Source organism: Amycolatopsis sp. lyj-112 (assembly GCF_046549055.1).
Taxonomy (GTDB): domain Bacteria; phylum Actinomycetota; class Actinomycetes; order Mycobacteriales; family Pseudonocardiaceae; genus Amycolatopsis.
Genome location: NZ_JAJPWS010000012.1, coordinates 228,988 through 255,295 on the forward strand (window position 1 = coordinate 228,988; position 26,308 = coordinate 255,295).

Here is a 26,308-nt window from a genome sequence, read left to right on the forward strand (position 1 = left end):
GGCCGCAATTAGAGGACTAAATGCGGGCGTGCGGGCGCCAGCTCGGCCAGGAGTGCGTCCTGTTCCCGCCGGTACACCTCGACGTTCGCCAGTTTGACGTCTTCGTAGCCGCGCACCAGGTCGGGCAGTTCGGCCAGTGCCAGGATCCGGCCCCGGTCGGCGTCCGCGGTGCCGAAGGCGGCGAGGATCGCGTCCCGGTACTGGCCGACGAGTTCGCGCTCCACCCGCCTGACTTCGGCCTTGCCGAACAGGTCCCACCGGCTGCCGCGCAGTTTCCGCGCGGCGCGCAGCGCGACGAACACCGGACGGAAGCCCGGTCCGAGCGCGATCTTGCGCTTCATCCCCAGCGCCCGCAGGAACGGCGGGTGCAGGCGGTAGGCGTAGCGGCTGCCCTCCCCGAACTCCGCCTCGATCCCGGCGAGCACGGCGGGATCGAGCGAAAGTCGGGCGACCTCGTATTCGTCCTTGTAGGCCATCAGTTTGTGCAGGTTGCGCGCCACCGCCTCGGTGACGGCGGTCGAATCCCCTTCCAGGAACCGCACCCGCTCGACGAACTCGGCGTATTCCCTCGCGTAGGCGACGTTCTGGTACTGGACGAGCTCGGGAACGCGGATGTCCAGCAGGCGCGCGAGTTCGGAACCCGGCTCGGCGTGGACGAGCACGCGGGCACGGAGTGTGGCCGGTGACGGAGTGGACGTCGCGGCCACGGCCGGCGGGGTGACGGCGGCGTGCAGGGCGTCGGGATCGGCGACGAGCTGCCGGCCGCGCCGGAACGCCTGGAGGTTGCCCGCGACGGCGACCCCGTTGAGCTCGATCGCGCGCTCGAGGCTGGCGGCGTCCAGCGGGATCGCCCCGGTCTGGTGCGCCGCGCCGAGCTGGAGGATGTTGGCGAACTGGTCGTCGTCGAACAGGGTCTCGGCCAGTTCCCGGGCATCGAGCGCCACGGTGCGCGCCGCGTTCTCGGAGATCGCGCCGCGGACGGCCGCCGCGTCGGGGAAGGACACGGTGGTATCGATGATCATCCGGCCGGTCGGCACCTCGGTGGTGGAGACCACGGCGGTGGTGCGGCCGGGTTCGGTCACCGAGAGGTTCGCCGGATCGGCACCGACCAGGACGTCGCAGGCCAGGTAGAGATCGCATTCCCCGGCCGCGAGTTTCGGGGCCTGCGGCTTCGGCTCGGCGGTGATCTTCAGATCCGAGACGACGGCGCCGCCCTTCTGCGCGAGCCCGGTCATGTCCAGCGTGCGGACCTGTTTGCCTTCCAGCACGGCGGCGGTGGCGAGGATCTGCGCGACGGTGACCACCCCGGTCCCGCCGACCCCGGTGATCCGGACGGAGAAGTCGGCGCCGTCGGTGGTGCGCACCGGCTCCGGCAGTTCCGCCGCGGTGATCTCGCCGGCATGGCGCCGCTGCTTCCGGCCGGTGGGCACCACCGTCATGAACGAGGGGCAATCCCCCGCCAGGCACGAATAGTCCACATTGCACGAAGACTGGTGGATCGTGGTCTTGCGGCCGAACTCGGTGGCGACGGGCTGCACCGACAGGCAGTTCGACTTCTCGCCGCAGTCGCCGCAGCCCTCGCACACGCGCTCGTTGATGACGACCTTGGTGGCCGGTGTCTCCAGCTTGCCGCGACGGCGCTTGCGACGTTTCTCGGCGGCGCATTCCTGGTCGTGGATGAGCACCGTCACGCCGGTTACACCGGCCAGTTCCTCTTGCGTGCTCAGCAGTTCGTCGCGATGCCGGACGTCGACCCCCGCGGGCAGCCGCACCCGGCGGAACCGCTCGGGCTCGTCGCTGGTGATGACCACCTTGGCGACGCCCTCGATCAGGAGCAGGGACGCCAGCCGGTCCACCGGGAGCCCGCCGATGGCGTCCTGCCCGCCGGTCATCGCGACAGTGGAGTTGTAGAGGAGCTTGTAGGTGATGTTCACGCCCGCGGCCACCGCGGCCCGCACCGCGAGACTACCGGAGTGGGTGAACGTGCCGTCACCGATGTTCTGCACAAAGTGCTTGGCTTCGACGAAGGGCTCCATCCCGAGCCACTGCGCGCCCTCGCCGCCCATCTGCGTCAGGCCGATGACGTCCCCGACCTGTTCGGGTTCCATGAGCAGGGCCATGGCGTGACAACCGATGCCGCCGCCCACCACGGTTCCCTCGGGCACCTTGGTCGAGGCGTTGTGCGGGCAGCCGGAACAGAAGTACGGCGTCCGCGTCAGCAGCGGGACCGAGATGCGCTCGCGACGCCGCCGCTGCCGCCACGTGGTGACCGACGGGATCTCGTGATGCTCGCTCAGGCGGGAAGCCAGTGCCCTGGCGACGGAGTCCGGGTCGAGCTCGCCGAGTTCGGTGCACAACGTGCGGCCGTCCGGACCGGTCTTGCCGTAGACGGCGGGAGCGCCGGTGGTGCCGTAGAGCACGTCCTTGATCGCCGCCTCGACGAAGGAACGCTTCTCCTCCACCACGACGATCTCGGTCAGGCCCTCGGCGAACCGGCGCACGATCGAAGGTTCCAGCGGATGGATGACGCCGAGCTTGAGGATCCGGATCCCGTGGCGGGACAACGCCTCTTCGTCCAGGCCGAGCAACCGAAGGGCCTGCATCAGGTCCAAATAGGACTTCCCGGCGGTGACGATGCCGATGCGGTCGGCGGGTCCCTGGCAGACGATCCGGTTGACCCCGCTGGCGCGCACGTATTCGAGGGCCAGCGGCAGGCGTTCGGTGTAGAGACTGCGTTCGAGCGCCATCAGCCCGGTACCGAGCAGTCGCGAGCTGGGCTTGTGCCGGTACGGCGTCGGGCCCTTCGGCAAGGTGAGTTCCGGTGCCGTCCACTGTGGCCGGACCAGCGCGGTGCCCGCGGCGTCGGCCACGTTCGCCACCAGTTTCATCGACGACCACAGTCCGCTGGCCCGGGACAGCTCGACCGCGTGCAGGCCGAAGTCCAGCACGTCCTGGGAGTCGGCCGGGAAGAACACCGGCATCGACAGATCCGCCAGCGCGAGTTCGGAGGCGCAGGGCACCGAGGACGACTTGGCGTTGGGATCGTCGCCGACCAGCGCCACCGCCCCGCCCAGCGGATCGGTGCCCGCGAGGTTGGCGTGCCGCAGGGCGTCGGTCGCGCGGTCGAGGCCGGGCGCCTTGCCGTACCAGATCCCGGTGACGCCGCCGGTCGAAGAGCCGACCGACTTCGTGAGCTGGCTGCCCATGACCGCCGTCGCGGCCAGTTCCTCGTTCAGGCCCGGCCGGTGCACGACGTTGTGCTTGTCCAGCAGAACGGACCTGCGGCCGAGTTCGAGGTCGTACCCGGCCAGGGGCGAACCCTCGTAGCCGGAGACGAACACCGCGGGAGAGGCCCCGAGGGCGCGGTCATGGCGCACCCTGTCGAAGAGCATCCGGACCAGCGCCTGGACCCCGCTGAGGTAGACCGTGCCGTCCTCGCGCAGATACCGGTCCTCCAGCGTGAACTGCTCCACGAGACCCTCCTGGTCATCCGCCCGCACGGTACGGGGACAGCAGACCGGGCCAGAGTGATCTCCGCAACAAGCGAGTAGACACTGGCGGGCTACACGCAAAATATGCACTCGAATTGCAGCTTTGGCTGTGATCTGTTGCGTCAGAGTACGATACGTCGCCATGGCGGAGCATCTCATCGACGAGACCGATCGCGAAATCCTGGAACTGCTGCGGGAGGACGCCCGGCGGACCCTCGCCGACATCGGCGCCCGCGTCACGCTGTCCACCGCGGCGGTCAAACGCCGTATCGACCGCATGCAGGAGACCGGCGTCATCGTCGGCTACACCGTCCAGATCGACCACGCCAAACTCGGCTGGGGCATCGAGGCGTTCACCGAACTGCGCTTCACCGGGACCACGAAGGTCGGCGAGATCGTCCAGACGACCACGCGGATGCCCGAAGCCCAGGCGGTGTTCACCATCGCGGGCGATCCCGACGCGCTCGTCTGGCTCCGGGTGCGGGACATGGGCCATCTGCAGCGCACCATCGACGAGATCCGTCGGCACCACCAGGTGACCGGGACGAAGACGCTGATCGCGCTGGACTCCTGGAGCCGCGGGCAGCAATGGCCGCAGCCGTAAGCGCGTGAGGGCCACCCTCAGGGATTCTGAGTCCCTGAGGGTGGCCCTCACGCGCTTGACGGAGCGTTACCTGACCACGAACTGCGAACCCGGCTGGACGACGATGTCGCCGCCCGACGAGTTCGTGATCGTCACGTTGGTCAAGGTCGCGCTGCCACGGGCGCCGCTCATCGCGAGAAGGCCGGCCCCGTTGTTCGACTTGTCGATCTTGACGTTCGTGACCGCCGCGGTCACCACGCCGCCACCCGTCTTGAACTGGATGCCGTCGTAGGTCGAGTCGTGGATCTCCGTGTCCCGCACCGTGACCCCGGGGATGTCCTTGGCCTGCGCGAAGAACGTGATCGCGCCGAACTCCTGCTGTTCGCCCCAGAACACCCCGCCGCAGCGGTACAGGGCGTTGTTCGCGATCAGCGTCTGCCCGGAGAAGGGCAGCGGGTCGTGATCGGTCGCCAGCATGATGCCCGGATAGTTCATCGTGTCGTGGACGATGTTGTTCTCGATCTTGTTCCCGTAGCCTCCGTAGATCGCGATTCCGTTGGCCCGCCAGGGCAGCTGGATCGTGTTGTTCGCGAACACGTTGTCGTGCGCGATATCCGTCGCCGTGTCCTTCACGTACTGGTTCGCCCACACCGCGAGCGCATCGTCACCGGTGGTGCGGAACGACGAGTTGAACACCTTCGAGTTCCTGGTGCCGTTGGTGAAGTTGATGCCGTCGGCGTAGGTGTTCCTGATCCGCATCCCGGTGAACTCCAGGCCGTCACCCGGACCCCACAGCGCGGGGAGGTTGGTGTAGTCCCTGCCGACCCACGCCCCGACGTTCGCGTGCTCGATCCACACGTTCGAGATCTTCGTACCGGTACCGAACCGGCCGTTGAGACCGACACCGCCCTCGGCGTTCCCGTCCCCGCCGCGGATCCGGCCGGAACCGAAGATCGCGATGTCGGAGATCTGGGTGTTCTTGTCGATGTCGAACCCGAAGTTGCCTTCGTGCGGGTGGTTGATGCCGCCCGCGTCCTGCGGCTGGATCTGGGAGTACAGCTGCGAATGCCACATACCGGCACCGCGGATCGTCACGTTGGAGATGCCGATCTGGTTGTACTGGCCGCCGCCGTTGGGCACGTTCGGGTCGTCGGTCAGGATCTTCTTCTCCTGCCGCCACTGGCCCGCCGGGATCCACACGCACGGGATCACGCCGTTCTGGTCGTCGGTGACAGCGCGCTGGAGCGCCGTCGAGTCGTCGTTCCCGTCGTTCGGCACCGCGCCGTACTCCGTGATCGACGTGCAGCCGGCCGGTTTCCCGGCCGCCGGCGCGACCTGTTCGAGGTCGACCATGTCGATGATGTAGAACGCCGCGTTGTCACCGCTGTCCCGCTGCAGCTTGAACTTCGTGCCCGGCGGGTACGACTGCGCGAGCAGCGCGTTCGACTCGTCGAACAGCCGCCGCGCGTTGGCCGACGGCGTGTTCGTCAGGCCCTCGGGGTCGTCGGTGCTGCCGTAGAGCCAGCTGTGCCTGGACGACAGCGTCAGCTTCTGCGCGAAGGTCCCGTTGACGTACAAGCTGATCGTCGAGTCCTGCCCGCCACCGGCCGCGGCGTCGGGGATCGAGTTGCGGACCACGATGGAGTTCGCCTGGTTCGTCGAGGTGAACTCCACGTACTGACCCTGATTCGCCAGCCGCACGGACTTGCGGCCGGAGGACTCGGTCGCGAAGTTCGTGTGCCCGAACGTGCGCAGCGGGTCGGCCTCCAGCAACTGTCCTTGGTACTGCGCGGCTTCCGCCTCGTACTCGACGTACGGCACCGCCGCGCCACGACCCACCACAAGGGACCGCGAGAGCCCGTTGTTGGACTCGTTGGTCTCCGCGACCGTGTTCGTCGCGTCGGCCGTCGCGGAGAGCGTCGCCCCGCCGTTGGTGGCGGTCCACGTGCCCGAAATCGCGACGTTCGCCGTGGCACCGGCCGCGATCGTGGCCGTGTCGGTGTTCAGGGTGGTGCCGCCGACGGTCAGCCGGGTCACCGAAGCGCCCGCGCCGCTCGTGCCGCGGTTGTGCACCGCGACGGTGAACGACACCGCCGTACCGGCCGCGGGGTTCGACGGGTTCGACGTGATGCCGGTGACCTCGAGGTCCGGCCCTGGCGCCTGCGCGATCACGAGCGACGTCGGTGAGGTGAAGGTGTTGTTGGTGTCGTCCTGCTCCACGACCTTGTTCGCGGGGTCCGCGGTGGCGGACACGCTGTAGGTGCCCTGCGGCCGCGTACCCGCGTTCACGGTCACGGTGGTGGAAGCACCGGCGGCGAGTGCGCCGACGGCCGCGTCACCGACGACGGTGCCGCCGAGACTGACGTTCACGGTCGTGGCGGCCGCGTTCGCCGAGCCCGCGTTCTTCACCGTCGCCGCAACCGCGATCTGGCTGGTCTCCGTCGGGTTCTGCGGGGTCCAGGCCGTGCCGGTGACGACGAGGTCCGGATTCGGCGCCGGGGTGCCGAGCACCTGGAACTCCGCGACCTGCGCGCCCGCCGCGCCGGAGTTGGCGAAGAACTGCAGCCGCACGTCGGCGACCTGGCCATCGACCGGGATGGTCACCGTGTTCTGGTTGGTGGCCGGATCGAACCGGCGATCGGCCCGCGCCGACAGCGACGTGAACGCGGTGGCGCCCTGCTCGCGGCCGAGGATCTCGAAGTTCTGCGTCCGCGCGCCCCAGATCGCGTCCGGATCGAGCTTCACGCTGACCGAATCGACGTCGGCGTTGGCGCCGAGCTTCACCGTCAGCGTGCTCGGATAGCCCCCGGCGGATTCCCAGTAGGTGGCGGTGTTGTTGTCGTTGGCGTTGGTGGCGACGAAACTGTGGACCGTCGAGGACGCCTCGATCGGCTTGCCCGCGGCGAGGTTCGCGCCCGCGGTCGGCCCGGAGCGCACGACGTGGTCGCTGTCCACGGATTCGTTGCCCACGGCGTCCTTGGCCCGCACGAAGTACTCGACACGCGTACCCGCGGGCCTGGTCTCGGTGAAAGTGGTGCCGGTGACCGTGGCGGCCGGCGTGCCGTCGCGATAGACGGTGTAGCCGCTGACGCCGACGTTGTCGGTCGAGGCCGACCACGTCAACCGGATCTGGCCGGAGCCGGGCTCGGTCAGCGCGAGGTGCGCGGGCGCCGACGGCGCCTGCGTGTCACCGGTGTCCGGCCCGTACAGCTCGAATTCCGAGAGCTGCGCGCCGGGCCATCGCGTGTTCGCGGTGATGTTCAGCCGCACGTACCGGGCCGATCCGTTCACCGGGATCGTGACCGTGTTCGCGCCGGGGTTGAACGCGTGCGCGCTCACCCCCACGAGGTCGGTGAACGAGGTGCCGTCGTCGCCGCCGCGCACGGCGAGCGTCTGAGTGCGCGCTTCCCAGGTCGCCGGGAGTTTCAGCACGATCCGCGAAAGCGATTTGGCCGCTCCGAGATCGGCCTGGATCCACTGGGGGAACGCGTTGTTCGCCGATTCCCAGTAGGTCGCCTGGTCACCGTCCACGGCGTTCGAGACGGGATAGCCGGGCTGCGTACTGCTCGCCGACACCGTGCGGGTCAACGGTACTTCCGCGAGCGCGGCCGGTCTGGGTTCGGCGGCCGCGGTGGTCTGGACCGGACCACCGGCCGCGGAGGCCGGGGACAACCCCGCCGCGGAGAGCCCTACAGCGAGGAAACCGGCGATGAGCCGGGACAGGCGCATACGTGTCATGGCGTCTTCTCTTCTTTGAGACAGCAGGGAGGGAGCCAGAGCCGTACGAGCATGCAACAACCGTGAGACGTATTGCAAGAACTTGACATGGTTCAGAAATTTTGCGACTTCGCGTGATGTCCCGGTGAGCGGGAACTTCAGCGGATTCCGACCGGCCGCGGGCAACCGGACGCCCGGGCGGGGCGTGCTCGGTGTGATCGGTTGTTCCGAGTTCCGGGGATGGGGAGAAATGATCGACCGAAGAGTCATCCGTGCCGTCATGGCCGTGTTCGCGGCGTGCGCGCTGCTGACGGTGGTCCCGGGGAGCGCCGCGGCGAGCGGAACCGCCTGCACGTGGGAACAGTCCACCCTGCCGCTACCGCCCGGGCAGACCTCGGGACACGTGTCCGGGGCCGCGAACAGCGGCTGGTTCGTCGGCGGCGGTCCCGCCGGCGCGATCCGCTGGCACAACGGTGTCGCCGAGAACCTGGGCCGTGCCTTCGGTAACTCGACCGAAATGCGCGACATCAATTCCTCGGGCACCGCGGTCGGCTTGACCCATGACGGCGGCGGCACCTTCGGCAAGGCGGTCGTCTACCGGGACGGCGGGTTCACCGCGCTTCCGGTGCCGCCGGGCCGCCGGACGACCCGCGCCCTCGACATCAACGACGCCGGCGACATCGTCGGGACCGCACAAGGTATCGGCGACACCTTCGACCTGACCATCTGGCCGGCGAACGCCCCTGGCACGGTGCTGACGATCAACCCGGATCCCAGCGCGTACGGCTATGTCAGTTCGGTCGATATCGACGAGCAGGGCCGCATCCTGATCGACGCGAGCCTCTCGGAGAGCGATTTCTTCGTGCGCGAACCGGACGGGACGATGACCAAGCTCCCGCTGGGATCCCAGTACGTCACCGCGTTCCGGAACGGCCGTATCGCAGGCGAGATCTACGAAAACGAGGAGTTTTCGACGCTCGAGTGGGATGTGACCGGCCAACCGGTCCGCCGCCTCGACCGCGCCGCCACCTCTCCCGCGGTCGATTCCGGCACGCTCACCACCGGCGTCTACCGGACCGCTGACAAGGGGTACGCGCTCGGAGTCTGGGACAACGGCGTCTTGACGCAGACCCTCGCCACCAGCCCGACCCACGGCGTCGTCCGCTCGCCGGTGATCACCGGCGACGGCGTCATCGCGACCGCGATCGGCTCGGCCCCCACGGCGTTCCGGCGCAGTTGCGGCTGACCACGGGAACCGTGCCCATTCGGTCATAACCGATGCCCGCACGGCCCAAGAACCACCGCACCAAGCCAAGATCGCGTTAGCGTTACCGTAACGGCCGGTGACGGACCAGGGGCTCACGAGCCCCGCCCGGCCGCGGCTCGTGCGACCGCTCCCCCTGCGGCCGGGCGACGCCGACGGCGGCCTGGATCCGGCGTACATTCGGTGCGCTTTCGGCGTTCAGACGGACAAGGGCTCGGGCAAAAAGCGGGAGACCATGACCGATCGAAGCGCCCTGGGCATCCGGGTGGCCGTCTACACGGCCGACCCGCTGACCCGCTCGGGGCTCGTCGGCATGCTCGCCACGGCCGACGGGCTCGAAGTGCTGCCGTCCGACGGCCGAGGCGCGGACGTGCTGGTGGCCGCCGAGGACCCGGGCGAGCACGAACTGCCGGTGCTGCAACGCGCGGTGGCCGAGCAGGGCGCGGTGCCCGGAGTGCTGATCGCCGGACGGCTGCCCACGACGGGCTGCGACTGGGCCGTCTCCGCGGGCGTGCGCAGCCTGCTGCCGCACCGGGTGGTGCGGGCGGATCGGCTGATCAACGAGATCGTGTCCGCGCACACCGCGTCGGCGCGCTCGCCGCGGCAACTGGCGGCCGGGTACGACCTCTTCGCCGACGAGCCGAAAGTGCCGTCGATGTTCGACGAGCGCGAGATCCGGGTGCTGCGGCTGATCGCCGACGGTCTGGACACCGCGGAGATCAGCACGGAGATGGGTTATTCCCAGCGGACCATCAAGAACATCCTCCACCAGGCACAGCACCGGCTGGCCTTGCGGAACCGCGCGCACGCGGTGGCCGCGGCCATCCGCGCCGGGCTGATCTAGGGGGTCGTGAATGATTTGGGTCGTTCTAACGACCCGAATCGCTCACGACTCCCTGAACACGCTCGCCGTCCGCGCGGACACGCGTGCCGTCCATCCAGTCACACGAAACCCCGCGCCGCCCGCCGTAGGTACCTAAAACACCAGTGGCCCTCACGACAACCCGTCAGATGACGCCCGCGCGGACCGCGTAGGCGACGGCGTGCGGCCGGTTCTTCAGGTTCAGCCGTCCGGTGATGCCCTGGATGATGTGCTTCACGCTGCGCTCGGAGTAGCAGAGCTCGCCGGCGATCTCGACGGTGTCCATCCCGTCGGCCATCAGGCGCAGCACGTCGATTTCACGGGTGCTCAGCCCGGCGGTGTTGACGCCCATCGGGTCGAGGACCTCGCGCTGGAGCCGTTCGACGTGCTTGAGCAGTTCGCCGAGCAGGCTCGGCGGAAGCACGCCGCCGCCGGAGGCCGCCGCGCGGACGGCGTGTGCCAGCCGCTCGCCGGTGGTCGCCGAGCGCGGCAGGACGGCCACCACGCGGCATTCGATCGCGGGCACCAGTTCCGACTCGCCGATCTGGCTCACCACGAGCACCACCGGCTTGTTCACCTCGGCGGACAGCCGCCGCAGCCACAGCACGGTCTCCGGTGTCAGGCACTCGGCGGCGAACACCAGCACGTCGGCCTCGGCGCGCAGGTCCCAGTCGCGGACCGTCAGCCCTGGCCGCGTGCCCAGCTGGCTGGCCAGCCCGGCGGTGGTGATCGGGTCGGGCGCGTGCACCGCCACGGTGATCTCTCGTGTTTCCGTATCCACCTTCGTCCCCTCCGCGGTCCCAGTCGGCTGGGACACAGTCTGCGAAGGAGCTCTTCACGAACCCTCTACGAGTTCTCAACGAGACGTGAAGGACTTCGTGGCCAGCTGAAACGCCTCCACGTACTTCGGAAGTTCGCTCAGAACCTCGCGAAGCCTGCCTTCCGGCTCACCGCTGTCCGGATCGGCGAGCCGGGCGTACCCGAAGGCCAACGTCCGCCGCAGTTCGTCGATCCGCCGTTCGGCCTCGTCGGCGTCCAGCACCAGCCTGCCGCTGCAGGCGAGGTCGAGCAGGATGTCACCCGCCGACCGCTCTCGTCGCTGGCTCACCGCACCGGACCCACTTCCGTTGTCGGACCGGCTCAGCATGCCCGGCCGCGCCTGCCCGCGACCAGGAGAACGAGCGCTTTTGCCCTGGCGAACGCACGATTTTGCCCGGTCGTGCCTCATCTGTACGCGCGCTGAAAACCACATGAACGGGCAGCCAACCTCGCACGGGTTCAGGAAGGGTGAAGGGTGGTTATCCCGAAGTGTGCTGGCACAGCCCCGAGCATGACTTGTCAGAAGCAGACAAAACCAACATGACGCCTGCCCGATTGATTGCGAAACCCACATCCGCGGGTCTAGGATTTTCGCGGACCAGGATGATCGGGAGTCGGACGCACGGGTGGCAGGGTCGATGGACGAAGGCACCTCGCTGACGGTCCGGCTGCTGGGCGGTTCCCCCGTCCAGCACCGCGACGGCGAGATCGCCCTGGGTCCGGCGCAGCGCAAGGCGGTCTTCGCCGCACTCGCCCTGCGCGCCGGTCACTTCGTCTCCCGCAAGGAGATCATCGACGCCGTCTGGGGCGAGCAGCCCCCGCACAGCGCCACCGGCAGCGTCTACACCTACGTTTCCGCGCTGCGCCGCGCGCTCGAGCCCGCGGGCGAACTGCTCACCGCCACCCGCGCCGGCTATCGCCTCGAACTGCCGAGGGACCGGATAGACGTCCACGTCTTCGAAGCCGAGCTGAACCGGGCCCGCACCCACCGGCTCGCCGGTTCGCACCACCGGGAACTGAAGTCGCTGCGCACCGCGCTGGAGCTCTGGCGGGGCACCGCGCTGGGCGGCATCCCCGGCCCGTTCGCCGAGAGCCAGCGCGCCAGGTTGAACGAACTGCGCATGGGCGCGCTCGAACGCCAGGCCGAGGTCGCACTGCACCTGGGCGGATACCGGGAACTCGCGGGCGAGCTGGCCGTACTGGTCGAGCGGCATCCGCTGCGCGAGGGCCTGCACCGCATGCTGATCACCGCGCTGTTCCGGTCCGGCCGCCAGGCCGAAGCGCTGGCCGCGTTCGACAGTGCCCGCGAGACCATCGTCGAGCAGTCCGGCCTCGAACCCGGCCCGGAACTGGTGGCGCTGCGGCAACGCGTGCTGGACGGCGACCCGTCGCTGCACCACCAGGACCAGCCGGAACGGCACCGGCCCGCCAAGCTCGCGCCCGAGCGGCCGTCCGTCTTCGTCGGCCGCGAAGCGGAACTGGCCACGCTGCGGCACCAGGTTTCCTTGCTGCTGACCGAAGGCCGCGGCGGCACACTGTGGCTCGACGGAGAAGCGGGCAGCGGCAAGAGCGCCTTGCTGGCGGAAGCGCTTGCGCCGGTGAGAAAACAGACGCACTGGGTCGAAGCCGACGAGCTGAGCGGCGCGGTCCCGCTCAGCCTCATCGCCGACTGCCTCGGCGGCGAAGCCCTCGACAGCCTCAGCCGGACGGTCACCGAGCTGTGCGACGAAGGCCCGCAGGTACTCGTCTTCGAAGACCTGCACTGGGCCGACGAGGAAAGCCTGCTCGCCTGGCAGCGGCTGCACCGGCTCACCCGTCACCTGCCGCTGCTGCTGATCGGTTCCACGCGCCCGCTCCCCCGGCGCCGCACGCTCGACGTACTCCGCGCACGGCTCGACGGCGAGATCATCGCGCTGCGGCCGTTCACCGGCCGGGACGTCGCCGCGCTCGCCGAGGAGTCCCTGGCCAGAGACCCCGGCGAAGACGTCCTCGAGTTCACCGCCGCCTACGCCGGCGGCAATGTCGGCTACCTGCATCAGCTGTTCGCCGAATTCGCCTCCGGCCGCGACATCACCACCGCGCCGCCCGCGGCCGTCGTCGCCATGGTGGAAGACCACCTCGCCACGCTTTCCTTGCCCGGTAAGCGAATGCTGACTTCGGCCGCACTGCTCGGCTCCTCGTTCACGGTCGCCGACCTGTCCTACATCACCGGGCGAGAACTGCGGGAGCTCATCGAATCGGTCGAAGAAGCGCTCGCCGCGCGCGTGCTGGAAACCGAAGGCGAGCGCCTGAGGTTCCGTATCCCGCTGGTGGGCTCGGTCTTCTACGCGAACACGCCGTCGGCCATCCGCACCATGCTCCATCAGGAGATCTCCGCGACCATGGTGTCCACCGGAGCCACCCCGGACCGCATCGCCGAGCAGCTGCTGCAGGCGGGCGAAGAGGTGACAGGGCAGTGGATCCCTCAGTGGCTGCTCGACAACGTCGGCGCGCTGCCCGCCGCCGCCGCGATCGAACTGCTCCACCTGTTCTCGAACCGGGGAACCGTCGGCGAGGACGTGCGCCACGATCTGACGGCCGAGCTGGCCAGGCTGTTGCTGCCCGGGCCGGACACTTCCCGGCCAGCCTGGTGCGCACCGCTCCGCGCGCTGGTCCGCTGAGGCGTGCTCTCTCGCGTGCACGGCCGGGTACGCAACCAGACCGTCTCGTGGACGTCCTAAACTGCGAGTACGCCGTAGTGGTCCGGCCACTTTCAGTAGCGATCAAGAACGGAGCCGGCGTGACGAACGGGCTGCGCGTCGAGCTGCTCGGGCCACCCCGGGCCTGGCTCGACGACACCGAGCTACGGCTCGGCCCCGCCCGCCAGCGCGCGGTCTTCGCCACCCTGGCCGCACGCTGCGGCCAGGCCGTCTCACTCGGCGAACTGATCGCCGACGTCTGGGGCAGCTCGGCCCCGGCCAGCGCCACCGGCAGCGTGCACACCTACATCTCCGGCCTGCGCGGGGCCCTCCGCGAGGCGGGCGGTGACGCGCACGAGCTGCTGCGGTCGTCCGGGTCGAGCTACCTCTTGCGGCTGGACCGCGAAACACTCGACGTCCACCGGTTCGAAAAGGACACCGCCGAGGCCCGGCGGCTGGTCGCCCGGCCGGATCCGCGGGGCGCGGCCAGACAGCTCACCACCGCACTCGGCCGCTGGCACGGGGAGGCGTTCTCCGGGGTGCCCGGCCCGTTCGCCGAAGCCGAACGCGTCCGGCTCGGTGAACTCCAGCTGACCGCCACCGAACTGCGGGCCTCGACGCTGCTCGGTCTCGGCGACCACCGCGAACTGGTGGCCGAGCTGACCGAACTGGTCCAGCGGCACCCGCTGCGGGAATCGCTGCACGAAACGCTCATGCGCGCCCTGCACGCCAGCGGACGGCAGACCGAAGCCCTGACCGTCTACCGCGAGGCCAGGCAGGTCCTCATGAGCGAACTCGGTGTCGAGCCCGGGGTACCGCTGCGTGAACTGCACCAGCGCATCCTGGACGGCACCGAAAAGCCCGCCGCCGAGCCGAAATCACCGGTGTTCGTCGTACCACCGCCGGTGGCGAAGGCGATCGAGCGCGGCGGCGCGGCGAACCTGCCCGGCCGTGGCCGGCAGATCGAGCGGCTCCAAGGGTTCGTCGCCGACGTGCTCGCCGGGCGCGGACGTCCGGTCTGGCTCGAAGGCGAGGCGGGTATCGGCAAATCGGAACTGCTGATCGCCGGGCTGGCCGGTGCCGGAGCGCGCGGCTGTCAGCTCGCGTGGACCGCGGCCGACGAGCTGCAGCAACGCTTCCCGCTGCAGGTGATCATGGAGTGCCTCGGCGTGCACCACGGCTCGGCCGATCCGGAGAGGGCCAGGCTCGCCGTCGAGCTGCACGCCGAGCCCGCACACGGGAACTGGGGCCCCGCCGACCCGATCCTGTCCACTGTGGACAAACTGCTGGCACTGGTCGACGAGACCTGCGCGGCCGGTCCGCTGGTGCTGGTGATCGACGACCTGCACTGGGCCGACGAGGCGAGTGTGCTGTTGTGGCAGCGCCTCGCCGCCGCCACCCGCCAGCTGCCGCTGCTGCTGGTCGCCGCCGCCCGCGCCGGGCATGGCCGCCGCGACCTGGCCCAGCTGCGTCGCGGCGTCGAGGCCAAGGGCGGCGAGGTCATGCCGGTCGAGGTGCTGAGCGACGACGAGATCGGCGCGGTGTTCGAGGGGATCCTGGCGGCCCGGCTGGGCTCGAGCCTGCGGCCGCTGGTCCGCCGTGCCGCCGGAAATCCGCTCTATGCCAGGGAAATCGCGAACGACCTGGTCCGCACCGGCTCGGTACGCGTCAAAACGGGCGTCGCCGAGGTGACCCTGGACGGCACCGAGAACGCGCCGCGCTCGCTGCTCGCCGCGGTCGGCCGCACGCTGGAGTGTCTCGACCCGGACGTCACGCGGCTCCTGCGCACCGCCTCGCTGCTGGGCGCGGAGTTCGCGGTCGAGGACGTCGCCGCGCTGTCCGGGATGAGCCCGCTGGAAGTCCTGCAAAGCCTCGAACCGGCCACCACCGCCGGGGTGATCGAGTACGCCGGCGACAAACTCGCCTTCCACCACCCGTTCCAGCGTCAGGCGCTCTACGACGGTATCGCCAAACCGGTGCGCGCCGCGCTGCACCGCCGCGCGGCCGAGGCGCTCGCGCGCGGAGGGGCGCCGATCAAGCGGGTGGCCGAGCAACTGGCGGCCGAACCGGCGCCGTGCGACCCGTGGCTGGCCGAATGGCTGACCGGCAACCACATCGCGGTGTCCAACCGCGCGCCGCAGATCGCGGTCGAACTCGTGCGCCGCGCGCTCGACAGCGCGGTGCCCACCCGTGCGCAGCGAGAAAAGCTGATCTTCGTGCTGGTTCGGGTGCTGTTCCGGCTCGAAGTGGCCCCGGAGGCCGAAGCCGAGGTGGCGGTGAAGACGGTCCGCGACAAGGCGGATCTGGCCGAGATGCGGCATATCCTCGCCGCCCTGCGTTATCGCCGCGGTGACACCGGCGGCGCGCTGGAAGCACTCGCCGACACCGCGGACGACGAGGCGATGCCGGAACTGTGGCGCACCCGCAGCCGCACGCTGCTCGCCAACTTCCGCCGCGGCGACCTCGTCGATCTGGACGAGACCGAACGGATCGCGCGACGGCTGCACACTGAGGCGGACGCGGCGAACGAACGCTATCCGGCCGCGCACGCGCAGCAGACGCTGTGGCTCGTGCACTCGATCCGCCGCGAGCACGACGACGCGCTGACCGCGATCGACGCCGCGCTGGAGACCGCCGGCGACGAATCGGATCTGGCGACCTTGCGCTTCGATCTGCTCGACAATCGCCTGTTCACCCTGCAGAACCTCGACCGTCTCAAGGAAGCCGACGCCACGCTGCACGCCGGGTACGCGACGGCCGCGCGGCACGGCCTGCCGACCGGGCCGCAGGTCTCGGCCGCCGTGCACTACTACTGGACCGGCCGCTGGGACGAGGCACTGGCCGAACTGGACTCGGTCACCGAGGACGGTCCGGCGATCACCTTCAACGGCGTGCGCGAGCCGGGCGCCGCCGCGCTGCTGCTGCACGGCGTCGCCGCCCTCATCGCCGGGCACCGCGGCGAGCGCGTCTCCGTCCGCTCGCATCTGGACGCGGCCGAGGCGCACTCGCCGTCGAACTCCTCCGAGCGCGAGAGCTGCGACTTCTACCTCGCGGCGCAAGCGATGGGTGCCGAGCAGCGCGGCAGGCTCGACGACGCGCTGCGGTTGTTCGCGCCCGTGCTGCGTCCCGACTACGCCCGGATGATGCTGCGCCACCAATGGCTGCCGGACGTCGTCCGCATCGCGCTCGCGGCCGGGAACGAGGACCTCGCGCGCGACGCGCTCGCCGTCTGCGTCGAGGAGGCGAGCCAGGAAGCCGTTCCGGCGCGCGCGACCGCGGCCGCTGACCGCTGCCGGGCGCTGACCGACGGCGACCCGGACGGCGCGCTGGCCGCGGCCGGCCACTACCGCGAGGTCGGCCGTCCGATCGAACTGGCCGCCGCGCTGGAGGACGCCGCCGAACTGCTCGGCCGCGCGGGCTACCTCGAATCGGCCACCCAAGCCCTCACCGAGGCGTGTGAGGTGCTCGGGCCGGTCGGCGCCCTCTGGAGCATCCGCCGGGCGGAAGGCAGGCTGCGTCCCTATGGCGTGCTGAGCCGGGCCGAACGGCGTCCGCGCCGCACCGGTTCGCTCTCCCCGCTGGAACTCCGCATCGCTCAGCTGGTGGCGGCGAACCTGTCCAATCCGGACATCGCCGCTGAGCTGAGTCTCCCGCGGCGGACGGTGCAGTCGCTGGTGTCGCGGGTACTGACCAAACTGCACACCGAGTCCCGGCTGACCGTCGGCGACCAGCTTCCCCGAAGGCTCGCATGACCGTACGACAGAGGAGCACCATGATCAGCCCGCGTCGATTCCGTTCTCTGGCCGGACTGGCGGCCTTCACGCTGCTGCTTTCCGGCTGCGCGGGAAAGCCGGCGGACGCCGGCGGTCCGATCACGCTCACCGTCTCCACCTTCGGCGAGTTCGGCTACGAGAAACTGTTCGACGAGTACGAGAAGGCGCATCCGGGGATCACGGTCGAGGGCCGGGTCGCCGACTTCGAGACGCACCACCGGCAGCTCGCCACCGGCCTCGGCGCCGGGCGCGGCGCGGCGGACGTCGTGGCGATCGAGGAGCAGTATCTGCCGAAGTTCCGCCAGGCCAAGGACAAGTTCAGCGACCTGTCCGAATTCGGCGCGCAGGACCTGCGGGCCGGCTGGCCCGCCTGGAAGTGGGACCAGGGCACCGCGGACGGCGGGAAGTTCGTCATGGGCCTCGGCACCGACATGGGCAGTCTCGCGCTCTGCTACCGGCGCGACCTGTTCGAGAAGGCCGGGCTGCCCGCCGATCGGGACCAGGTGGCCGCGCTGTGGCCGACCTGGGAGAAGTTCGCCGAGGTCGGCGAACGGTTCAGCGAGAAGGTGAAGGACGCGAAGTTCTCCGACTCGGCGGGCACCGTCTACACCGCGATGCTCAACCAATCCGAGGAGAACTACTTCGCCAAAGCCGATGACAAGTTCGTCGGGGACACCAATCCGAACGTGCGCAAGGCCTTCGATCTGGCGGGCGGCCTCGCGCTGAAGAAGCAGACCGCGGCCGTCACCACCTTCACCCAGCCGTGGACGGTGGCCATCAAGCAGAGCCGGTTCGCCGCCATCACCTGCCCGGCCTGGATGCTCACGCAGATCGAGGAAGCGGGCGGCCCGGAACTGGCGGGCAAATGGGACGTCACCTCGGTGCCGGGCAAGGCGGGTAACTGGGGCGGCTCGTTCCTGACGATCCCGAAGCAGGGCGAGCACCGCAAGGAAGCGTACGAACTGGCCGCCTGGCTCACCGCGCCGGAGCAGCAGAAGCGGATCTTCCTCGACAGCGGCCTTCTGCCGAGCGCGCTGGCCGCCTATCAGGACGGTGCCGTGCTTTCCCATACCAGCAAGTACTTCAGCGATGCCCCGGTCGGCAAGATCTTCGCCGCGTCCGCCGAAGCCCAGCGGCCGAACTACCGTGGCCTGCGCGACGGTGAAGTGCGGCCCGTGTACGGCCACGCGCTCGGCCGCGTCGAAGAGCGAAGGCAGTCGGTCGACCTCGCCTGGACCCAGGCCACGACCGAAGGCCGCGCCGCGGCCACCAAGTGAGCGAGGGCGGCTTGACGCGCGAGTTTCCGGCAGGTTTCCGCTGGGGCACGGCCACGGCGGCCTACCAGGTCGAGGGATCGACGACGGCGGACGGGCGAGGACCGTCCATTTGGGACACTTTCGCCGCGCAGCCGGGCCGGGTACTCGACGGCGCCACCGGCGAGCGAGCCTGTGAGCATTATCTGCGTTACGCCGAAGACATCGGCCTGCTGAACGAACTCGGCATCCCGCACTACCGGTTCTCCGTCGCGTGGTCGCGGGTCATGCCGGACGGCCGCACGATCGAACCGCGCGGGCTCGCCTTCTACGATCGCCTTGTCGACAAGCTCCTGGAGCGCGGGATCACCCCGATGCTCACGCTGTATCACTGGGACCTGCCGCAGGCGCTGCAGGACGCGGGCGGCTGGCCCAACCGCGATCTCGCCGGCTACTTCGCCGACTATGCCCAGACCGTCCACAAAGCACTCGGCGACCGGGTCCGGCAGTGGACGACGATCAACGAGCCGTTCTGCGCGGCCTTCATCGGCTACGGCAACGGCGATCACGCGCCGGGTATCCAGGACGAGGGCGCCGCGCTGGTCGCCGCGCACAACCTGCTGCTCGCGCACGGCCACGCGACCCGGGCGATCCGCGCGAACGGCGGCGACGGGCAGGAAGTGTCCATCGTGCTCAACTTCTCCCCCGTGCTGACCGATGTGGACGATTCCGCACACCGCGAGGCCGCGCGCAAGTTCGACTTCCTGCACAACAGGTTCTTCCTCGACCCGCTGCTCGGCCGCGGCTACCCGGCCGCGCTGCTCGAAGACCTGGCACATCTCGGCACGCTCGAACCGGCGATCGCCGACGGGGACCTCGACCTCATCGCGCAGCCGCTGGATCTGCTGGGCGTCAACTACTACGCGCCCACCCGCGCGGTCCCGCTCGACGCCCCGGAGGCCGACAGCAACTGCCCGCTGCCGGGCCTGCGCGGCATGGACGTCCAGCCGCCACGAGGCGACGTGACGTCGTTCGGCTGGGAACAGCGGCCGGAGTCGTTCACCGATCTGTTGCTGTGGCTGCACGAACACTGCCCGGAGCTGCCGCTGGTGGTCGCCGAGAACGGTGCCGCCTTCGCGGACGAGGTGGTCGACGGGCGCGTGCACGACGAAAAGCGTGTGCGGTATTTCGCCGAGCACATCGGTGCGGTGCACGACGCGATCGAGCGAGGCGCCGACGTCCGCGGTTACCTCGCCTGGTCGCTGCTGGACAACTTCGAGTGGGCGAGGGGCTACACACAGCGGTTCGGGATCGTGCATGTCGACTTCGAGACCCAGGAGCGGGTACTCAAGGACAGCGCCCGGTTCTTCGCCGACGTCGTGGCCAGAAACGGACTTTAAGTGCAGTACGTCGGAGGTTCCGTCACGTGTTCCGCGTCCAATCACGCAAGTTCTCCGGCTGGACACACGTGATCTCCATCCAGTCACGCGTGTCCTCCCTAAGATCACGCGACAACCACGGATCCTTCGCGTGGCCACAGGGACTCTGAGTCCGTGAGGGTGGCCATACAGCGAACACGCGTGATTGGAGGCGGAACACGCGTGATTGGAGGGCGAACACACTCTCAGCCCCGTGGCGCGCCCCGCATCACGCCGGTGACGACCTTCCTGGCCAGCAGGATGAACAGCACGATGACCGGCAGCACACCCAGCGTCGCGGCGGTGAGCATGAGCGAGTAGTCGGTGAAGTAGCCACTGGCCAACCGCGACAGTGCCACTTGGACGGTCGGGTTCTCGTTGGGGTCGAGGACGACCAGCGGCCAGAAGAAGTCGTTCCAGGCGGTCATGAACGTCAGCATGCCGAGCACGGCGGCCTGCGGGCGGATGACGGGCACGGCCACATGCCAGAACAGCCGCAGCGTCGAGCAGCCGTCGATGCGCCCGGCGTCGAGCAGTTCGCCGGGGATCGCCTCCTCGCACGCCTGCCGCATCCAGAACACGCTGAACGCGCCGATCAGCCCGGGCACGATCACCGCTTCCAGCCGCCCGTACCAGCCGAGTTCACCGACCACCAGGTAGAGCGGGATCACGCCGAGTTGCGCGGGCACCATGGCGGTGCCGATGACGACCAGGAAAAGCGTGTCCCGGCCGGGAAACCGCAACCGGGCGAAGGCGAATCCGGCCATGCTGGACAGCAGCACGTTCGACACGGTGACCGTGCCGGCGACGATCAGCGAGTTCTCCATGGCCAGCCAGAAATCGACGGTGGCGAAGACCTCACGGACGTTCTCGAACAGGTTGCCGCCGGGCACCAGCGGCGGGGTGGTCTCCCCGAGCGCGGAGTCGTCCTTCGAGGACACCACGAACGACCAGTACAACGGGAAGATCGACGCGATCCCCACGGCGAGCAGCAGCCCGTAGACGAGAAATCCGGCCCGTTCGCGCGCCACCGTCACTCCCCGCCGCGCATCCGGCGCACGAACGAGAAGTTGACCAGCGCGAACCCGGCCGAGAGCAGGAACAGCAGCCACGCGATGGCGGCGGCGTACCCGGCGTCGAACTGGCCGAACCCTTGCTCGTACAGGTACATCGCGAGCGTCTGGAACTGCCGGTCGGCGCCGCCGGTCCCGGCGACCCCGGTCTCGTCGAACAACTGCGGCTCGGCGAACAGCTGCAGCCCGCCGATGGTCGAGACCACCACGGTGAAGGCGATGGTCGGCCGGATCGCGGGCACGGTGATCGACCAGAACGTGCGCCAGCGCGAGGCGCCGTCGAGCATGGCGGCGTCGTAACGCTCCTGCGGCACGGACTGCATGGCGGCGAGGTAGAGCAGCGCGTTGTAGCCGGTCCAGCGCCACATCACCATCACGCTCACCGCGACATGCGCGGCGAACCGGTCCGAATGCCAGTCCACCGGGTCGATCCCCACCAGGCCGAGCACCCAGTTGACGACGCCGTAGTCCTTGGCGAACAGCTGGCTGAACACCAGCGCCACCGCGACCACCGAGACGACGTTGGGCAGCAGCACACTGGCGCGCCACATCGTCCGCGCACGCAACGGGCGGTCGAGCAGGGCCGCGAGCCCGAGCGCGGCCAGCAGCTGCGGCACGGTCGAGAGCACGAAGATGCTGACGGTGTTGAAGAGGGCGTTGTAGAAATGGGGATCCCGCAGTAGGACGGCGAAATTCCCCAGCCCGGCGAACCCGGTGTCGCCGTTGATCAGATGCCAGTGGTGCAGCGCCACCCAAGCGGTGTAGAGCAACGGGAAGAGCCCGAAAACACCGAACAGGACGAAGAACGGCGCGGTCATCAGATACCCGCCGAACCGCTCGCCCGATCGCCTCAAACGGCGATCACCTTGATGCCGGTCTGCGCGATCTCGTCGGCCACCTGGGGATCGACCCCGGTATCGGTGATCAGAGTGTCGACATCGGACAGATCGCCGAACCGGGCGAAGTGATCGTTGCCGATCTTCGTATGGTCGGCCAGCAGGACCGTGCGCCGCGCGGCCGCGATCGCCGCGCGCTTGATCATCGCCTCGGCGGTGTCCGGTGTGGTGAGCCCGCGTTCGACGGAGATCCCGTTGGTGGCGATGAAGGCGATGTCGACGTAGGTGTCCTTGAGGGCGTTGAGCGCCCAGCTGTCGACCGCGGCCATCGTTCGAGCCCTGAGCCTGCCGCCGACCAGCATCAGCGTGATGTTGGGGCGCCCCGCGAGAGTGAACGCGGCCGGCAGCGAGTGGGTCACCACGGTCAGTTCGCGATCGGCCGGGATGATGCTCGCCAGCCGCCCCACGGTGGTGCCCGCGTCCAGCAGGATCGCGCCCTCGGTGGGCATCTGCTCCAGCGCGGCGGCGGCGATCCGTTCCTTCTCCCCCGTCATCACCGTGTCGCGGGTGGCGAGACCGGGCTCGAAGCCCAGGCGCTCGACCGGAATGGCCCCGCCGTGCACCCGCCGCAGGACCCCGTTGCGCTCCAGCGCGGTGAGGTCTCGGCGGACGGTCTCGCTGGTGATCTCGAAGGTGGCCGCGAGCGTCGCCACGTCGACCCGGCCGTCCTGCCGGGCCTGCTTGAGGATGGCGCGCTGCCGCTCTTCGGCGTACAACGGACCTCCTCGTGTGGTGGCGGATATGCGGGCAACGCGACAATAGTTGGTTTCTTGTTGGTTCGACAACGCTAACGGGTGCTCCGCGCCGGATCCGGCCGCGCGTCGATCCGCGCCACCCGCCCCTTGATGTCCGTCGCGCCCGGCATGGTGCTGCCGGGCAGTGAAACCGCGGCCGCTCCCCAGGCGACGGCCTCGCCCAGAGCGTCGGGACCTTTTCCGCCCGCCGAAAGGAATCCGGCGAGCAGCGCGTCTCCGGCGCCGACCGTGCAGCGCACCTCGGCGGGCGCGTCGGCGTGCCAGACGCCGTTCCCGTCGACCAGGACGGCACCCCGGCCGCCGAGGCTGGCGAGCACCGCGCCGGCCCCCTGCTCGCGTAGTTCCCGCGAGGCGGCGATGACGTCGCCGAGCGTGGGAAGCTCCCGGCCGGCCGCTTCCTCCAGTTCGTGGAGGTTCGGCTTCACCAGTGCGGGGCCAGCCTTGACGGCGGCGAGGAAGGCGGGACCGCTGGTGTCGACGGCGATGTCGACGCCGACACCGCGGAGCCTGCCGATGAGGTCGGCGTAGAAGTCGTCGGGCGCGCCCGGCGGAAGACTGCCCGCCAGCACGACCCCTTCGGCATCGGACACAACGGAGAGGACGGCGTCGCGGATCGCGACGGAGTCGTCCCCGGTCAGCGGCGGACCGGCCTCGTTGAGCTTGGTGACCGTGCCGTCGGGCTCGATGACGCTGATGTTGCAGCGGACCGCGCCCGCCGTCGGGACGCGGACGACGTCGACGCTGTACTCGGTCAGCAGGGCGACGAGCTGGGTGCCCTCGGCGCCGCCGACCGGCACGACCGCGCGGGCCTTGACGCCGTTGCGGACCAGCGCCCTGGCCACGTTGACGCCCTTGCCGCCCGGATGAACCTGGGTGCGCGTCGCGCGGTGCAGCTCGCCGCGGGCGAGCCGGTCCACCTCGATGGTCCGGTCGACGCTGGGGTTCGCCGTGACGGTCACGAACACGTATGCCTCACCTCACGCCGTCGAATGTTGGTTTGAGTGATTTTGCCTGGTTTAGGTTGGCTTTCCAGCCTGATTGCCCGATCGGACACCGCGGTTGACCGGGAACACGACGAACGGCGGATTTACAACGTTGTACCAACGATGCAAATCTGGGCTACCGGGTCGTGAAAGGGGAAACGCCATGTCCGTCCCCCGTCGTAGCTTCCTCAAGGCCACCGCCGCCACCGGTCTCGTCGTCGGCAGCGGAATCGGCAGTGCAATCGACAGTGGAATCGACACTGCCGGAGCCGCGGTCGCCGCTCCGGCCCCGCCGTACGTCGCCAACCGCGCACCACTCCAGCCCGCTCCCCTGCTGCGGCTCCCGCCCGGGTCGGCGAAGGCCGACGGCTGGCTCGCCACCCAGCTCCGCAGGCAGCTCGACGGCCTCAACGGCCGCTATCAGGAGGTCTCGCACTACCTCGCGTTCGACAAGACCGGCTGGGTGAAGCCCGAACTGGACGGCTGGGAAGAGGTGCCGTACTGGCTTCGCGGCTACGGAGACCTCGGCTACGTCACCGGCGACGCGCGCGTGGTCGCCGACGCGCACCGCTGGATCGACGCGGTCATCGCCACCCAGGCGCCCGACGGGTTCTTCGGCCCGGCCAGGCACCGCACCTCGCTCAAGGGCCACGCCGACCTGTGGCCGCACATGCCGATGCTGCACGCACTGCGCTCACACGAGGAGTACACAAAGGACGCTCGCGTCGTCCCACTCCTCACCCGCTACTTCCATTACATGGCAACCCAGCCGGCCGCGGTGTTCAGCGACGGCTGGGGCACCACCCGCTGGTCCGACACGATCGACGTCGTCTTCTGGCTCTACAACCGCACCGGTGAGGCGTTCCTGCTGGATCTCGTCCGGACCATCCACCGCCACTCGGCGAACTGGGTGGACAACCTGCCGACCGGCCACAACGTCAACATCACCCAGGGTTTCCGCGAGCCGGGCCAGTTCTGGGTGCTCTCCGGCGATCCCGCGCACCGCGCGAGCGCCTACGCGAACTACGACCGGATCCAAGGCCGCTACGGGCAATTCGCCGGTGGCGGCTTCGCCGGTGACGAGAACGTCCGGCCCGGTTACGACGATCCGAGGCAGGGCTTCGAAACCTGCGGAATCGTCGAGTACATGATGAGCCACGAGATCCTCGCCAGGACGACCGGCGACGCGATCTGGGCCGACCGCGTCGAGGAACTCGCCTTCAATCTCCTTCCGGCCGCGCTCGATCCGAGGGGACGAGGCGTGCACTACGTGACCTCGGCCAACGGGATCCAGCTCGATCGGCAGCCGAAGTCGCTGAGCCAGTTCGACAATCCGTTCGCCATGCAGGCCTACGAGCCCGGCATCGACAACTACCGCTGCTGCCCGCACAACTACGGCATGGGCTGGCCGTACTACGTCGAAGAGATGTGGCAGGCCACCGCGGACGGCGGCATCTGCGCGATGCTCTACGGCGCTTCCACGGTGACCGTGAAGGTCGCCGGCGGAACCGCGGTCACCGTCACCGAAGCGACCACCTACCCGTTCTCGGACACCATCACATTCACCTTCACCCTGGCGACCCCGACGGAATTCCCTTTCCAGGTAAGGATTCCCGGCTGGTGCTCGGCGCCATCGCTGTCGGTCAACGGCACTTCGGTCGTCGCGGGCGGGGGCCCGCGCTACGCGACCGTCCGCCGGGTCTGGCGCACCGGCGACCGCGTCACCCTGCGCCTGCCGATGATCACCCGCACGCGGATCTGGACCCGTAACCACAATTCCGTCTCGGTCGACCGCGGGCCGCTGACGTTCTCCCTCGCGGTTCAGGAGAACTGGAGTCAAGTGGCAGGCAACGCCCCATGGCCGGTGTACGAGGTCAGACCCGGTTCCTCGTGGAACTACGGCTTGGTGCCCCAGGCCGGTTTCGCGGTCGCCACGGGTGGCGGGAACCCGGCCGACCCGTTCACCCCGGCGAACAGCCCCATCCGGCTCACCACCGACGCACAGCGCGTCAATGCCTGGCAGGCAGACGAACAGAACGTGATCAGCGAACTGGCCGACGGCCCGGTCGCGGCGTACACGGCGGTCGAGCGCGTGACGCTGATCCCGATGGGCGCCGCGCGGCTGCGGGTGACGTCCTTCCCGCAGACCGGCGGCTCCCTGGAGTGGCGGACCGGCTGGACCCGGATCGAGAACCGGAACTCCGGCAAGGTCCTCGGTGTCGACCGAATGTCCACGGAGAACTCCGCACAGGTCGTCCAGTTCCACGACAACGGCACGGCGGACCATCTGTGGCGCACCATCGACAACGACGACGGCTGGTTCCGGATCCAGAACCGCCACTCCGGCAAAGTCCTCGGCGTCGACCAGATGTCCACCGCGAACTCCGCGCGCGTGGTCCAGTTCGGCGACAACGGCACGGCCGATCACCTCTGGCGTTTCGTCGAGGACGGCGACGGCTGGTTCCGCGTCCAGAACCGCAACTCCGGCAAGGTGCTCGGCGTGGACCAGATGTCCACCGCGGACTCCGCGATCGTCGTGCAGTTCGACGACAACGGGACCGCCGACCACCTGTGGCGCCTGCTCGACTGAAGGTCGTGAGTGATCCGGGTCGTGAGAACGACCTGTCATGTTTCAGGACTTCGTGAACGGTTATGTCTCACGACTTCGTGAACAGTTTTGGTTGTTCAGTCCTTGGTAGCGTACTGATCTGTCGAGGGTGAGGTCGCGGGCGAGTGTGTCGCC

General features: G+C 69.3%; 16 protein-coding genes. 8 read left to right on the forward strand and 8 right to left on the reverse strand.

What is annotated here, in order from left to right:
- Nucleotides 1–8 precede the first annotated feature (8 nt).
- Entirely contained in the window at nt 9–3,473 is a 3,465-nt protein-coding gene (locus ACLJRL_RS32235) for an indolepyruvate ferredoxin oxidoreductase family protein (protein WP_410660103.1), read from the reverse strand.
- A 160-nt stretch (nt 3,474–3,633) separates the two neighbouring features.
- Between ACLJRL_RS32235 and ACLJRL_RS32240 the strand changes: the two genes are divergently transcribed.
- Nucleotides 3,634–4,095, forward strand: a complete 462-nt coding sequence (locus ACLJRL_RS32240) for an Lrp/AsnC family transcriptional regulator (protein WP_410660104.1) — start codon at nt 3,634–3,636, stop codon at nt 4,093–4,095.
- Nucleotides 4,096–4,161: 66 nt separating this feature from the next.
- Here ACLJRL_RS32240 and ACLJRL_RS32245 read toward each other — a convergent pair whose 3' ends face one another.
- Entirely contained in the window at nt 4,162–7,812 is a 3,651-nt protein-coding gene (locus ACLJRL_RS32245) for a CARDB domain-containing protein (RefSeq protein ID WP_410660105.1), read from the reverse strand.
- A 229-nt stretch (nt 7,813–8,041) separates the two neighbouring features.
- Between ACLJRL_RS32245 and ACLJRL_RS32250 the strand changes: the two genes are divergently transcribed.
- Entirely contained in the window at nt 8,042–9,037 is a 996-nt protein-coding gene (locus ACLJRL_RS32250; protein ID WP_410660106.1) for a hypothetical protein, read from the forward strand.
- 97 nt (nt 9,038–9,134) lie between these two features.
- Entirely contained in the window at nt 9,135–9,899 is a 765-nt protein-coding gene (locus ACLJRL_RS32255; protein WP_410660107.1) for a helix-turn-helix transcriptional regulator, read from the forward strand.
- 163 nt (nt 9,900–10,062) lie between these two features.
- Here ACLJRL_RS32255 and ACLJRL_RS32260 read toward each other — a convergent pair whose 3' ends face one another.
- Both ACLJRL_RS32260 and ACLJRL_RS32265 read right to left on the reverse strand, forming a co-directional pair.
- Entirely contained in the window at nt 10,063–10,698 is a 636-nt protein-coding gene (locus tag ACLJRL_RS32260; RefSeq protein ID WP_410660108.1) for a LuxR C-terminal-related transcriptional regulator, read from the reverse strand.
- A 75-nt stretch (nt 10,699–10,773) separates the two neighbouring features.
- Nucleotides 10,774–11,025 carry a hypothetical protein gene (locus ACLJRL_RS32265; RefSeq protein WP_410660109.1) on the reverse strand — a complete coding sequence of 84 codons (252 nt, stop codon included), beginning with the start codon at nt 11,023–11,025 and terminating at the stop codon, nt 10,774–10,776.
- 349 nt (nt 11,026–11,374) lie between these two features.
- Between ACLJRL_RS32265 and ACLJRL_RS32270 the strand changes: the two genes are divergently transcribed.
- From ACLJRL_RS32270 to ACLJRL_RS32285, 4 genes are all read left to right on the forward strand, one after another.
- Nucleotides 11,375–13,396, forward strand: a complete 2,022-nt coding sequence (locus ACLJRL_RS32270; protein WP_410660110.1) for a BTAD domain-containing putative transcriptional regulator — start codon at nt 11,375–11,377, stop codon at nt 13,394–13,396.
- 119 nt (nt 13,397–13,515) lie between these two features.
- Nucleotides 13,516–17,166, forward strand: coding sequence for a BTAD domain-containing putative transcriptional regulator (locus tag ACLJRL_RS32275; protein WP_410660111.1), 3,651 nt, complete (start codon nt 13,516–13,518; stop codon nt 17,164–17,166).
- A gap of 20 nt (nt 17,167–17,186) precedes the next feature.
- Entirely contained in the window at nt 17,187–18,464 is a 1,278-nt protein-coding gene (locus ACLJRL_RS32280) for an ABC transporter substrate-binding protein (RefSeq protein WP_410660112.1), read from the forward strand.
- An 11-nt stretch (nt 18,465–18,475) separates the two neighbouring features.
- The gene (locus ACLJRL_RS32285) at nt 18,476–19,840 is read left to right on the forward strand and encodes a GH1 family beta-glucosidase (protein WP_410660113.1); all 1,365 of its coding nucleotides are present in this window, start codon (nt 18,476–18,478) and stop codon (nt 19,838–19,840) included.
- A 224-nt stretch (nt 19,841–20,064) separates the two neighbouring features.
- Here the strand turns inward: ACLJRL_RS32285 and ACLJRL_RS32290 are convergent, their stop codons facing one another.
- The 4 genes from ACLJRL_RS32290 to pfkB form a co-directional block, all read right to left on the reverse strand.
- Nucleotides 20,065–20,895 carry a carbohydrate ABC transporter permease gene (locus ACLJRL_RS32290; RefSeq protein WP_410660114.1) on the reverse strand — a complete coding sequence of 277 codons (831 nt, stop codon included), beginning with the start codon at nt 20,893–20,895 and terminating at the stop codon, nt 20,065–20,067.
- The gene (locus ACLJRL_RS32295; RefSeq protein WP_410660115.1) at nt 20,892–21,785 is read right to left on the reverse strand and encodes a carbohydrate ABC transporter permease; all 894 of its coding nucleotides are present in this window, start codon (nt 21,783–21,785) and stop codon (nt 20,892–20,894) included. Before ACLJRL_RS32295 ends, ACLJRL_RS32290 begins: the two co-directional genes overlap by 4 nt.
- Complete coding sequence (locus tag ACLJRL_RS32300; RefSeq protein WP_410660116.1) at nt 21,782–22,543, reverse strand: DeoR/GlpR family DNA-binding transcription regulator; 762 nt, start codon at nt 22,541–22,543, stop codon at nt 21,782–21,784. Before ACLJRL_RS32300 ends, ACLJRL_RS32295 begins: the two co-directional genes overlap by 4 nt.
- 71 nt (nt 22,544–22,614) lie before the next feature.
- The gene (gene pfkB / locus ACLJRL_RS32305) at nt 22,615–23,547 is read right to left on the reverse strand and encodes a 1-phosphofructokinase (protein ID WP_410660117.1); all 933 of its coding nucleotides are present in this window, start codon (nt 23,545–23,547) and stop codon (nt 22,615–22,617) included.
- Nucleotides 23,548–23,728: 181 nt separating this feature from the next.
- Here pfkB and ACLJRL_RS32310 point away from each other — a divergent pair, with 181 nt between their 5' ends.
- Nucleotides 23,729–26,155 carry a beta-L-arabinofuranosidase domain-containing protein gene (locus ACLJRL_RS32310; protein ID WP_410660118.1) on the forward strand — a complete coding sequence of 809 codons (2,427 nt, stop codon included), beginning with the start codon at nt 23,729–23,731 and terminating at the stop codon, nt 26,153–26,155.
- The last annotated feature ends 153 nt before the right edge of the window (nt 26,156–26,308 follow it).

Coding starts and splice junctions, on each gene's coding strand:
- ACLJRL_RS32240 (WP_410660104.1), top strand. CDS start 3,634: ATGGCGGAGCATCTCATCGACGAGACCGATCGCGAAATCCTGGAACTG.
- ACLJRL_RS32245 (WP_410660105.1), bottom strand. CDS start 7,812: ATGACACGTATGCGCCTGTCCCGGCTCATCGCCGGTTTCCTCGCTGTA.
- ACLJRL_RS32250 (WP_410660106.1), top strand. CDS start 8,042: ATGATCGACCGAAGAGTCATCCGTGCCGTCATGGCCGTGTTCGCGGCG.
- ACLJRL_RS32270 (WP_410660110.1), top strand. CDS start 11,375: ATGGACGAAGGCACCTCGCTGACGGTCCGGCTGCTGGGCGGTTCCCCC.
- ACLJRL_RS32280 (WP_410660112.1), top strand. CDS start 17,187: ATGATCAGCCCGCGTCGATTCCGTTCTCTGGCCGGACTGGCGGCCTTC.
- ACLJRL_RS32310 (WP_410660118.1), top strand. CDS start 23,729: ATGTCCGTCCCCCGTCGTAGCTTCCTCAAGGCCACCGCCGCCACCGGT.